Genomic DNA, 12,676 nt, shown 5'->3' on the forward strand with positions numbered 1-12,676 from the left:
CTCCTCTACTAAGCGTTGCGCCGCAGCCGGAACTTGCCGAACATGCCGCCTGCGATCAGGAAAAACAATATCGCGCCTTGAATCATGTTGGAGATGGACGACGGCAAGCCGATCGTCTGCACGCTGTAGCCGCCGACGATCAGGCCGCCGAACAGGACGGCGGAGACGACGAGGCCGATCGGATTCAGCTTGGCGAGCCAAGCGACGATGATCGCCGTATAGCCATAACCCGGCGAAATGCCGTACATGAGCCGGTGCGATACGCCGGACACCTCCGCCATGCCGGCGAGACCCGCGAGGCCTCCGCTGATGAGCATGACGAGCAAAATGTGGCGTTTGATCGGAATGCCGGCGTTTTTGGCCGCTTCGGGATTGGCGCCGATGAGCCGCAGCTCGTAGCCCCACTTCGTGTATTTGACGAGCAGTCCGTACAGGACGACGGCGACGATCGCGAACACGAGGCCGAAGTGAAGCCGCGTATCGCCCAGCGCCGGAAGCGTCTGCGCATCGTTAAACATCGGAGTGCCGGGGAAATTGAAACCTTTCGGATCCTTCCAGGGCCCGAACACGAAGTAGTCGAGCAGCAGGATCGCGACGTAGTTCAGCATGAGCGAGGTGACGAGCTCGTTGACCTGGAAATAGGTGCGGGGAATCGCCGTAAGCAATCCCCATATGCCGCCGGCCGCGATCGCGAAGACGACCATGAGCGGGATCGTGCCGTATATCGGAAGGGCGGGGAACCAAATCGTGACGGCCGTGGCCGCCACGGCGCCGACGAGGAACTGGCCTTCTGCGCCGATGTTCCAGACGGAAATGCGGTAGGCGATCGCCACGCCGATGCCGCACAAGAGGAGCGGGATCGCCTTGACGAGCGTCTCGGTGATGCCGAACGAGGAGCCGAAGGCGCCTTTGATCATTTTCGCGTAAACGGTCATCGGATTCATGCCGTTGGCGGCGATGAAAATGCCGCATAGCACGAGCGCGAGCAGGATGGAGAGCGGCGTGATCCACCAAGGATTGCGGGTACCCGACGGATCGATCTCGATACGGTACGAAAAGCGGCGGCGGCGCGGCGCTTCGGCCGGCTCGAGCGGCAGCGCGGATGCGGCTTGGATCTTGCTCATATCGCTTCCTCCTCCGCTCCGTGCAGTCCGGCCATGTACATGCCGATGATCTCCCTGTCCGCTTCTCCGCGGCCCAGCTCGGCGACGATGCGCCCGCCGAAAATGACGAGGATGCGATCGGAGAGCTGCATCACCTCGTCGAGATCCTCCGAGATGAGCAGCACGCTCTTGTCCTCGGCGCGCAGCTTGGCGAGCAGCCGGTGCACGCCCTCGGTCGCGCCGACGTCGAGCCCTTGCGTCGGATGCACCGCGACCATCAGCTTCGGATCGTGATGGATCTCGCGCGCGAATAACAGCTTCTGCTGATTGCCGCCCGAGAGCTGCTGCACCGGCGTGTCGATGCCGGGCGTCCGCACGTCGAACTCCTCGACCAGCCGCTGGCCCCAGGCTTTGTTGCGGCCGATGCGCAGAAAGCCGAGCCTGGCGCGGTCGGCGGACCGGTAAGACTTGAACAGCAAATTGTCGACGAGTCCGAGGCTGCCGGCCAGCCCGCTTTTCATGCGGTTTTCCGGCACGTGCGAGATGCCCGCTTCGATCGCGCCGCGCACGGACGCATTGCGGAGCGGCTTGCCGTCGAACTCGATCTGCCCGCGGCGCCACGGGATGAGGCCGGTCAGCACTTCGGCGAGCTCCTTCTGGCCGTTGCCCGCGACGCCTGCGATGCCTACGATCTCTCCGGCGCGAATGCTGAGGGACAAGCCGTCCAGCGCTTTGCGTCCGTGCTCGGCCGCGACTTCCAGCCGATTGACTTCGAGCAGCGTCCTTCCCGGCGTTCGAGCAGGCAGATCTCGCTGCGCGACGACCTCTTTGCCGACCATCAGTCTGGCCAGCTCTCTCTCGTTCGTATCCTTTTTGTCGATCGTGTGGATCATCTTCCCTTTGCGCATGACCGAGATGCGGTCGGCGACGGCCATGACTTCCTTCAACTTGTGCGTCGTCACGATGACGGTCTTGCCCTCCGCCCTCATCGTTCGCAGCGTCTCGAACAACTGATCCGCCTCGCCGGGCGTCAGCACGGAGGTCGGTTCGTCGAGGATGATGAACTGCGCGCCGCGGTACAGCGTCTTGACGATCTCCACGCGCTGCTGCTCGCCCACCGACAGCTGCCAGATCGGGCGGTCGACCGGGAAGGCCAGGCCGAATTTCTCGGCCAGCCCCTTAATCTCCCGCTGCTTGTTTTTCATCCAGTTCGGGCCGCGCCAGAAGGACGAGCGCTCGCCGAGCACGATATTCTCCGCGGCCGTCAGCGTGGCGACGAGCCTGAAGTTCTGGTACACCATGCCGACGCCGAGCTTGGCGGCGTCCTTGGGCGAGCGGATGCGGACCTGCTCGCCGCGAAGCAGGATCTCTCCGCTCGTGGGGCGATAGACGCCGGACAGCATGCACATCATCGTGCTCTTGCCCGCCCCGTTTTCCCCGAGCAGCGCATGGATCTCTCCCGCCCCTGCCGTAAAGTCCACGTGATCGTTGGCGACGACATCCCCGAACTGCTTGACGATCCGGCGCATCTCGATAGCGTGCATCGTTTTTGTCCTCCTTCGTACGGGGGAGGGGCCGCCCCCTCCCGTCTGCCGATTGCTTTCCCGGTACGTCCGCCTTCGCCGCCTTAAATCTATAACTCCCTTGGCGCAAAGGATTTGTTGAAAACCTGCATGCGGACTTTACTGCGGGATCGTGCCTTCGACGCCTTGGACGAACCAGTTCATCTCGAGGATCTCGGCATCCGTCAGCGATTTGCCGCTCGGGATTTTCTCCGCGCCGCTCTGATCGAGGATCGGGCCGCTATAGATGTTGTCATCGCCGGCGAGGAACTTCGCCTTCTGATCTTCGACCAGCTTCTTCACGTCGTCCGGAACGCTCTCGCCGATCGGCGCGATGTCGACCATGCCGTCCGTGAAGGAGCCCAAGTATTGATCGTTGGTCCAGGTGCCATCCATCAGCGCCTTGACCTTCTTCACGTAGTAAGGGCCCCAGTTCCAGATCGGGTTCGTCAGGTAAGCCTTCGGCGCGTAACGCGTCATGTCGGAGTCGTTGCCGCCCGCCATCGCGCCCTTCTCCGCGGCCGCTTGGAGCGAAGCCGGCGAGTCTTGGTAGGCCATCAGCACGTCGGCGCCCTTGTCGAGCAGACTCATGGCCGCATTGCGCTCGGTCGTCGGATCGAACCAGGTGTTCGTCCAGACGACGTCGACCTTGACGTCCTTGTTGACGGATTGCGCGCCCAGCGTGAAGGCGTTGATGTTATAAATAAGCTCCGGAATCGGGAACGCCGCGACGTAGCCGAGATGGTTTTTCTTCGTCATCTTGCCTGCCGCGATGCCGCTCAGATAGCTGGCCTCCCAATTTTTGCCGAAGTAGGTGGCCATGTTGTCGTTCGTCTTATAGCCGCCCGCATGCTCGAACTTGACGTTCGGGAACTTCTTGGCGACGTTCAGCGTGTAGTCCATATAACCGAAGCTGGTCGTGAAAATGATATCGTGGTTTTGCGCGAGCTCGGTGATGATCCGCTCCGCGTCGGCGCTCTCCGGCACGTTTTCGACCGTGTCGGCCTTGATTCCAAGCTCTTTCTCCATGTACTTGACGCCTTGATCGTGCTGGAACGTCCAGCCGCCGTCTCCCGGAGGGCCGATATAGACGAACGCGACGCGGGGATTCGCGATGCCATCGCCGGACGCTGCCGCCGATGGCGAAGCCGATGCCGACGGGCTTGGCGCCGCGCTAGCGGAGGTCGATGCGCTTGGCGATTCCGAGGACGATGCCGATGAACCGGCGCTCTCGCCGTTGTTCGAATTGCCGCAGCCCGACAGCACGAGCACCATCATGACGACGAATACCAGACTTGCGCTCCACGTGCTTTTAATCTTTTTCATACCGTTCCTCCCCGACTCTCTGTTTGTTGGTCGATTTGGCGTGCACCAATGACGTAATCCCAATATAGAATCGCGTCATTTCAACGTCAACATAGATAACATCTCATTGGAGAATCGTCTAATTCGCCGTTGTTCGAATTGTGCATGGCGCACTTCCGAATGATCCATTCAGATGCCGGGGAATATCATGCCATTCAAATCTTATATCCGAACGTTTCAGACGACATTCGCTTCACCGTTTGCCAATCTTCCGGCGTATCGACATCCATGGCGATCCGTTCGTCTTCGATAGGAATACGGATTCCGTTGTAGGCGCGGTCATTTAAAAGCTTCCTCGCCCCGGCATCGCCTTCCAGCGCTTCTAAAGCATCGTACAAGCGAGGAGAAAAGATCGCGGGCGGGGCAGAAAAGCTGCCATAATCGCAGGCAGCAAAGTCAAGCGAAAGCGAATCCGAGAACGCGCAGGCAAGGCGTTTGAATAACAAAGGCGTTAAAAACGGCTGATCGGCCAACGCGATAAGCACCGCGTCCGGCGAATGCGCTCGCGCGGCCCGAAGCCCGGCACGGATCGAATAAGACATGCCGAGCCTCGACTCGGGACTGCGCACGACCGCCGCTTCGGAAGCGTCGCGCAGCCATATAAGCGGATCTTCCGGACTTACGACGGCGAAGGCATGCGATACGGCGCCGCTCGCCCGCAGCGCCCGCCACCCCTTTTCGCCGAGGCGTTCACCATCCGCAAACGCCAGGGACGGCTTCGGCCTGCCCATCCGGACGCTCTGCCCGGCCGCCAGGTAGATAGCCGCGATGTTCAACGCGTTCATCCGCACCACCGCCTTTGCCCTTCCTCCGGATCGCGACCAATTCCGCGGCGACGCTGATCGCGATCTCTTCCGGCCCTTCCGCGCCGATCGGAAGCCCGACCGGCGCATGGACGAATGGCGGCATCGGCAGGCCGTCGAACAGATGCGCGATTCGCCGCGACGAACCGATCACGCCGACGTACGCAGGCTTTATGGACAGCAGCGCCTCGATCAGCGCCCTGTCCCTTTGCAGCTGGTGGCCCATCACCAGCGCATAATCGGCAGGCCCCGTCCCCAGCGAGACCGCGATCTCGGCCGGAGAACCGCATAAGAGCTCCACGCCCGGAAAGCGCTCGCGCGAGAGCAATCCGGGCCGCCAGTCCGCCACGGTCACCCTGAACCCGAGCGCGCTTGCGATTCGCGCGACGGGCTCCGCATCGTAGCCGGCGCCGAACAGCAAGAGCCGCGGCCGCGGCGCGATAGACTGCGCGAACAGCAGCCTCGCCGAACGAACGGCTCGCGGCAGCGTCGCGACACTCGCCGCCTGCAAGTTACGGACCTCGTAAACAATCCCGTCTCCTTGCCGATAGCGAAGAAGCGAAGCGCCCTCCCCGGCTCGCAGCAGGACGCCCAGCTCGCGAAACGCGTCGGCCGCGGCGCCGTCCAGCGGCTCCAGCAGTACGTCGACGATGCCGCCACAGCCGACGGCTTCGCCCCATACCGCATCCTCCTCGGATTTCATGTTGTACCGAACCATTTCGCTGCGACCCGATGCCAGCAATCCGGACGTCCGCTCGAGCAAGTCGCTCTCTAGACAGCCGGGACTGATCGTCCCGCATTTTCTTCCGTCCGCGTACAGCAGCATCATCGCGCCCGGTTTGCGGTAAGCATGGCCCTCGACGCCGATGACCGTGGCGAGCAACGCGGGAGCGGCATCCGTCATCCAATGTTCCACGATTTCGCAGGCTTCCAAGGCCGCCGCCCCCTTTTTAGTTCAGATGCCGATCCGCGCCAGCAGCGCCTTGAGCGATCGGTCCGACTCCGTCAGCACGCGGCGGCGGTCGACCGTCAACACGCTTTTGCCCGACATGACGACCTTGCCGTCGATCAACACCGTGTCGACGTCGCCGCGGGTGGCTGCGTATACGACCCGGGAAAAGATGTCGGCGTCGTAGGACGGATAAACATGAAAATCCTCCAAATCAAGCAGCTGCAGGTCCGCTTTTTTGCCGATTTCGACGCTGCCGATCTCGCCTTCGAGCCCAAGCACCTCGGCGCCGCCCATCGTCGCCATCCGCAGCACCTTCCTCGCGTCCATGACCGTCGGTCCGTGCCGCACCTTTTGAATAAACGCCGCAAGGCGCATTTCCTGAAACATGTCGAGGTTGTTGTTGCAAGGCGCGCCGTCCGCGCCGAGTCCGACCGGTATGCCCATCTCGAGCAGCGAGGGCACCTCGGCGATGCCCGAAGCGAGCTTCAGATTGGAACCCGGACAATGCGTCACCTTCACGCCGCGCTTTTGAATGATCGCCTTTTCCGCTTCGTCGAGCCAGATGCTGTGCGCGAGGATCAAATTCGGGCGCGCAAGGCCGATATGGTCCAAATAAACGACGTTTCGCATGCCGCGCTCGGCTTCGACCAACGCGATCTCGTCCTGATTTTCCGACGCGTGGGTGTGCACGCGCACGCCGTACTTCGCGGATAAATCCCGCACGCCGATCAGCAGCTCCTCCGTACACGAGACGACGAAGCGGGGACAGAACGCATATTGGATTCGTCCGTTCGCCGCGCCATGCCACTTTTCCAGCAGGTCTACGCTCTCCTGAAGCGATCGCTCCGTCGTCTCCTGAAGGGCGAGCGGCACCTCCGTGCCGTGATCCATCATGACCTTGCCGGAAAAAGCGCGAATCCCGCTCTCCTCGATCGCCCGAAAAGCCGCGTCCGCATGATGAACCGTCTCCATATCGAGAATCGTCGTCGTCCCGCTTCGGATCAGCTCGCCGATCCCGAGCAGCGCGGAGTAATAAACCGAATCTTCGCTATGCGCGGCCTCGAGCGGCCAGATGCGCTTGCGCAGCCAATCGATCAGCGCCAAATCGTCGGCCCGTCCGCGGAACAGCGTTTGGCATAGGTGGATATGCGTCTGTACGAAACCGGGCAGCAGCACCTTCCCGCCGGCGTCGATCACCTCCGCGTCCGGCGCATCGATGTCGGCTCCGATCCGAACGATCCTACCGCCCTCGACGAGCACGTCTCCTGCGATCACTTCATTGTCCGCGTTCATGGTCAAAACGAGAGCGTCGCGTATCCATATTTTCGAGCTCGTTTCCGTATCCATCGCATCCGCTCTCCCCGGTTCAGCCACATAAAATCGGACGTGCATATATAATAGAAGAAATGCCGCTTTAACTTCCGTTTACCGTGCTTTAGCGGTCGTTTTTGCCGTCTCGCCGCCGAGCATTTTGCGGAACTGGAACACCAGCTTCAGCTTCAGCAAGTCGTTGATCCGCTTGAAGTCGACATCCAGCAGCTCGCCCAGCTTTTCGATCCGGTAGGTCGCGGTATTTCGATGGATGAACAGCTTTTTGGCCGTCTCGTTGAGCTGGCCGTCGTTGTCCAAGTAAGTCTCGAGCGTCCGCATCATCTCCTGGACATAATCCGGGTCCTTGCCCTCGAGACCGGCCAGCAGGCGATCGCAGTACGTCGTCATTCGTTGGCGGGACACTTGTTCGAAAATGTAGGCGAAATCCAGCGATTCGTACCGCACGACCTCGCCGCCAAGCCCCCACTGTTCGGACAGCCTGTGCGCTTCCCCGCATTCCCGGTACGCTTCCGCAAGCTGTGCCGCCTTTTTTTTACGGCTGCTGACCGCGGACCGCGCGTTTTCCCTATGCGCCCCCTTCAACCCCGACAGGAAGCTCGATAACGCCTCGGACAGCCGCTCTTCTTCCCCGCCCGCATCCCGCTCCGGAAAGAGAGAAAGCACCCCCTCCTCCATCACGACATGCGTGCCGGACAGCGCCTGGATGAGCGCATGGCTCAACAATTCGTTTTTCAAAGCATCCAACCGCCCGGCCCGCTCTATTGGATCCGGAGACGAACAAACGGTCAGTACGCATCGATATGCGCCTTCAAAAAGGGTCAACTCCCACTTCGAGGCATAGGATTCCAGCGATTCATGGGACATGCCGTTGCGAAGATGCCGTTTGACCATCTGACCGAAATCCCGTTGGACCGACAGTTCGAGATAATCCTCGTAATTGAAATTCAAGTGGAAGGAAAGCATCTCGGCCGCCTGGCTGTAGAGACTTTCTTCGATCGCCGACAAATAAATGCGAGGCGTGAAGAACAGGACGTGCCCCGTGCACCGCGATGACTTCATGAGCGGCACGCCGAACGCTTGCCAGCCTTCGGTCTTGATCCATCTGCCGTTCGGGCCCCATGGCCATCCGGCCAGCAAATCCGCGTCCGCGTTCTCCGAACCGTTGTACACGATCTGCCCCCGGGATCCGATCACGGCGATCGGATCGCCGATCACCTCGGACACGGTCTCGAACAGCTCCCGGACATGATCCGACCGGAGCGCAAACCTCATGAGCCGCACCTGCTTATCGAGCACATCCTGCAAGACGCCGGTGCTCTTGCGCATCTCGGCGTTGAACAATCCGTTCATTTGATCGGAAAAAGTGAACGCGTACGGCAGCTCGATGAGCGGGAAACCCAATTCGTCGGCCTTGCTGACGAGCGCTTCCGGAACGGACGTCCAGAAGCGGCCGAGCTTGATGCCGAGTCCCGAAGCGCCGCGCTGGTGGAGCTTGTGCAAAAAAGCCGTCGCTTCCTCGGGGTCGTCCTTGATCAAATACGCCGTCGTGAACAACATCTCGCCTTCTTTGATCCAATCCGCGATATCCGGGGCGTCCATGACGTTCACCGACTTCACGACGCGGGACCGGCCGGCTCCTCCGGCGATCAGCTTGCCTTCCGAGAGCGGATAGACCGCAAGCGCTTGCTCTACCGTCAGATGCATTTTCTTCGCCCCTTTCAACGTAGGAAACGGCTCTCACGAACAAAAAACGTTAATATATATTACATATTAGTTTCTGTTTTGTGCTTTTACAATAACCAATGTTATGTTTAATAACATTAAATCTGATTTTTTATCGATAATTAACTGATATTACCATAATAATTATCCATGCCGACCGACCTTTTCTATTTTTATGTAAGGTATTCGTTTTCATTGCGAACATACGATAAAAAATAAAAAACGCGCCCTGACCCTGAAGGTCAAAAGCGCGTAGGCAAGTCAATCAAAATCACGATTTTACTTGGTCCAACAACCGGCGAACCTCCGCCACTTTGGCCCGGTCGACGGCGGCCGCGCCGCGCACGCCGGTGCCGAAGTGGAGCTCGCGCGCGCCGGTCGCCTTTAAAAAAGCAGGCAGCAGCTCCGCCCGAAGACCGCTTCCGGCCATGACGGCAGGACCGGGGCGCCGTAAATCGCCGCTCCCCGCCCCGATGCCTGGCGCCATCCGGCCCGACCGCACGGCTTCGCTTCTGCGCACAAGCGCCGCGATCGCGTCCGCGCCGGACGGCGCGGCGGAAGCGCCGCCCGACGTGAGCACGCGCCGCACGCCCGCGAAGCGCGATATCGCCTCGTAAGCGGCCGCCAGATCAGCGGTCTCGTCAAGCGCGCGGTGGAAGGTCACGTCCAACCCGCCTGCATAGGACAATAAATACGCGAGGCCGCGTTCGTCGACTGCGCCTTCCGCCGTGAGGCAGCCCACGACGATGCCGGGGCGCCCAAGGCTGCGGACGGCCGCGATCTGACCCGCCATATACGCCAGCTCGAGCTCCGAATAGACAAACGAACGGTCATGCGGCCGGATCATCACCTGGATGTCGATCTTGACCGCTTCCATAATTTCCTCGACCAGTCCGAGAGGCGGCGTCAATCCGCCTGCGCCAAGATCGGCGACGACCTCGATGCGGTCCGCGCCGCCTTCGGCGGCGGCTATCGCATCTTCCGCCGTCGTCGCGATCACTTCCAACGTCCTCTTCAATGTCCATCCTCCTCGTGGCGCTTTCCGATGCCCATCCGTTACAGCCGGAACACCGCCCGGTTTTCCCCGACGACCAGCCCGTTATCGTTCACGATATCCGTAGCCGCCAATTCGCGCAACCGCCCGATCGTCTCCGTGCCTTCATAGCCGAGCTGCGCCAGGATCGTCGCGACGATCAACGGCCATTCTTCCTCCGAGCCGTCGAGCACCTTGAGCGCGACGCCGAGTCTTTCCTTGCGCAGCCCGAAAGCATAAACGCCCTTGGCGCCGCCTTTGGCGACGACGTTCTCGTCCCGGTTCAACGCGGGACAGATCAATCCTTCGCCGGACAGCATGTCCGGGTGACGGTTCATGATGCCCCCGATCGTGGCGGCCGCCGCGCGCAGCGCCGCATCCTCGATCAGGTCGGGATTCGCCAGCCGCAAAAACGCATAAGCGATGCGATCCAGCGGCAAGGCGTATACCGGCAGCCCGCAGCCGTCCGTGCCCGCGACGATCTCCGCCTCGGTCAAGCCGGCCATGCCCGCGATCGCCCGCCGGATCTCGGCCTGCGCGGGATGCTCGTGCCGCCAATATCCCTCCGTCGGATAGCCCCTTGCGAGGCAAAGCGCGAGCACGCCGATATGCTTACCCGAGCAATTGTGGTAAATCCGCCGCTTGCCCCCGCCCGCCGCGACGACGTCCCGGCATGCGGCCGCGCCGAGCGGATAGGTCGGATGGCAGACGAGCATCTCTTCGGTCAATCCAATCTTGGCCAGCATCGATTCGAGCGCAGCCGCATGCCTCGGCTCGGCCCTGTGCGAAGCCGCTAGCATCGCGAGCTCCGCCTCCGAGAACGGAAACCGTTCGAAGACCCGATGCATGAAAAAGGGCAGCGCCTGCAGCGGCTTCGCGGAAGATCGCATGAACGCCGAGAACGAAGGATCGCCGGCCGAACGAAGGATCGCTCCGCGCCCGTCGACGACGCATATATGCCCCGCATGAACGTTTTCAAGCCACCCTCCCCGATACTCCTCCACCAGTCGAGCTTCCGTCATGTCCATCCCTCCATTTCAACGTGCCGATCCCCGTTCATTCCTTGACCGCCCCAGCGCTGAGGCCGGACTCCACCCGTTCCTGGAACATCAGGTAGACGGCGATCGTCGGCAGAATGGTGATCATGATCCCCGCGAACATCGGTCCCATGCGGGCCGTGCCGTGTTCGCCGATGAACGACATGAGCGACACCGAGATATTGAACATGCTGTCTTTGGAGACGAGCAGGACGTTCCAGATCAGATCGTTGTAAATATCGAAAAACGCGAGGATGCCTGCCGTCGACACCGCGGGCATCGCGAGCGGCAGCAGAATCCGGTACAGCAGCACGGCGGGCGGGCAACCGTCGACGGCCGCCGACTCGTCCAGCTCCCTGCTGATGCCTTTCATGTATCCGGTGATCAAGAAAATGGTGAACGGGAGCTCGAACACGCCGTACAGCAGAATCAGCGACCAGTGCTTGTTGAACCCGTCGACCGTGGCGATCATGCGCGAGATCGGGATCATTAACGAAAACACCGGTATCATGAGCCCTGTCGTAAAATACAAGTATAAGGCGCTCTGCAGGCGAAAGCGAAAGCGCGACAGCGCGAAAGCCGCCATGACGCCGAGCAGCAGGGCAAGCGCCGTGCCGCTGGCCGCGTACAACGCCGAATTGAGCACGGCGCGGCCGATGCCTCCGTCTCTCATCGCGTCCGTATAGTTGGACCAGATCCAATGGAGTGGCAGCGCGAACGGTTTGTCATTGTAAATCTCCGTATTGTCCTTGAGCGAAGCCTGGAAAGTAAACAGAAGCGGATATAGGAACATGGCCGAGCACAATACCGCAAACGCGTACGAGACCGGCGCGAAAATCCGTTTTGAAGTCGTCATGGTTCGCCTCCCGAAGCGCTCATTCGCGTCCAGCCTTCCCGTCCATCAGACGGTTCAGCAGCAGGGTGGACAGGAAGCCCGCGACGATAATAAAAGTGCCGATGCTATTGCCCAGGCCGAAGTTGTTGTACTTAAACGATTGATTGTACAGCAGCGTCGTCGGGACGTCCGTGGCGCCGTTCGGCCCGCCGCCCGTCATGACGTAGATTTGCCCGAAAACGCGCAGCGACTGGGTGACGGCCAGCACCGAGAATACTTTGAACGTCTCCTTCATGAGCGGCATCGTGATGAAAAACACCCGCCGCCATCCCACCGCGCCTTCCAGCGCGCCCGCTTCGTAGAGGTCGTCGGGAATGGCTACGATGCCGCTGGCGAAGATGATCATGTTGAGTCCGAAGTAGATCCAGGCGTTGACCGCGACGATCACGTAGATGGCGATGGACGGCTCGCCGAGCCATTCGTGGCGCCAGCCGCCCAGTCCGACCAGACCGAGCAGCGTATTGACGAGACCGCCGTCGCCCTTCAGGAAAAATTGCCACATCAGGCCGACGGACGTCAGGGGCAGGATGGACGGGATAAAGTATGCCACTTTAAAAAATCGCTTGCCCTTCATCCGGCTCGTCACGATGAGCGCGAGCGCAAAGGCGACGGGAAGAATGATAATAAAGGACGCGGCAATGAACGCGCCGACGTTGCGGAGCGAGCGGTAAAATTCTTCGCTTTGGAACATCTGCGCGTAATTGTCGAGCCCGACGAAAGTCATCGGGACGCTTCGGATGCCGTTCCAGCTGAACAGCGATTGATAGGCCGTTTGCGCCACGGGCACGATGAACGCCAACGTGTAAAGCGCAAAGACGGGCAGCAAAAACAAGGTGAGGGTGACGTAGACCTTGCGTCCGAACACGGATATC

The 12,676-nt window shown here is 60.8% G+C and carries 11 protein-coding genes; all 11 read right to left on the reverse strand.

Features of this window, described 5'->3' with window-relative positions:
- Positions 1-8: 8 nt before the first annotated feature.
- Positions 9-1,124: an ABC transporter permease gene (locus BM235_RS27315; protein ID WP_090117427.1), complete on the reverse strand. Its 1,116-nt coding sequence runs from the start codon at positions 1,122-1,124 to the stop codon at positions 9-11.
- On the reverse strand, positions 1,121-2,647 hold the full coding sequence (locus tag BM235_RS27320) for an ABC transporter ATP-binding protein (RefSeq protein ID WP_090117428.1): 1,527 nt from the start codon (positions 2,645-2,647) through the stop codon (positions 1,121-1,123). Before BM235_RS27320 ends, BM235_RS27315 begins: the two co-directional genes overlap by 4 nt.
- A gap of 138 nt (positions 2,648-2,785) precedes the next feature.
- On the reverse strand, positions 2,786-3,991 hold the full coding sequence (locus tag BM235_RS27325; protein WP_255374628.1) for a BMP family ABC transporter substrate-binding protein: 1,206 nt from the start codon (positions 3,989-3,991) through the stop codon (positions 2,786-2,788).
- Between the two features lie 194 nt (positions 3,992-4,185).
- Entirely contained in the window at positions 4,186-4,815 is a 630-nt protein-coding gene (locus BM235_RS27330; RefSeq protein ID WP_158543812.1) for a nucleotidyltransferase family protein, read from the reverse strand.
- Complete coding sequence (locus tag BM235_RS27335) at positions 4,721-5,767, reverse strand: XdhC family protein (protein ID WP_255374629.1); 1,047 nt, start codon at positions 5,765-5,767, stop codon at positions 4,721-4,723. Before BM235_RS27335 ends, BM235_RS27330 begins: the two co-directional genes overlap by 95 nt.
- Positions 5,768-5,788: 21 nt before the next feature.
- Positions 5,789-7,132, reverse strand: coding sequence for a 5'-deoxyadenosine deaminase (locus tag BM235_RS27340; RefSeq protein WP_090117430.1), 1,344 nt, complete (start codon positions 7,130-7,132; stop codon positions 5,789-5,791).
- 78 nt (positions 7,133-7,210) lie between these two features.
- A complete protein-coding gene (locus BM235_RS27345; protein ID WP_090117431.1) occupies positions 7,211-8,821 on the reverse strand; it encodes a PucR family transcriptional regulator in 1,611 nt (536 codons plus the stop codon).
- Between the two features lie 289 nt (positions 8,822-9,110).
- Entirely contained in the window at positions 9,111-9,857 is a 747-nt protein-coding gene (locus BM235_RS27350; protein WP_090117432.1) for a copper homeostasis protein CutC, read from the reverse strand.
- A 38-nt stretch (positions 9,858-9,895) separates the two neighbouring features.
- On the reverse strand, positions 9,896-10,894 hold the full coding sequence (locus BM235_RS27355; protein WP_369803562.1) for an asparaginase: 999 nt from the start codon (positions 10,892-10,894) through the stop codon (positions 9,896-9,898).
- A 34-nt stretch (positions 10,895-10,928) separates the two neighbouring features.
- Positions 10,929-11,765 carry a carbohydrate ABC transporter permease gene (locus BM235_RS27360; RefSeq protein WP_090117434.1) on the reverse strand — a complete coding sequence of 279 codons (837 nt, stop codon included), beginning with the start codon at positions 11,763-11,765 and terminating at the stop codon, positions 10,929-10,931.
- Positions 11,766-11,784: 19 nt separating this feature from the next.
- Positions 11,785-12,669, reverse strand: a complete 885-nt coding sequence (locus BM235_RS27365; RefSeq protein ID WP_090117435.1) for a carbohydrate ABC transporter permease — start codon at positions 12,667-12,669, stop codon at positions 11,785-11,787.
- Positions 12,670-12,676 lie beyond the last annotated feature (7 nt).

It is taken from the genome of Cohnella sp. OV330 (assembly GCF_900112065.1).
Classification (GTDB): domain Bacteria; phylum Bacillota; class Bacilli; order Paenibacillales; family Paenibacillaceae; genus Cohnella.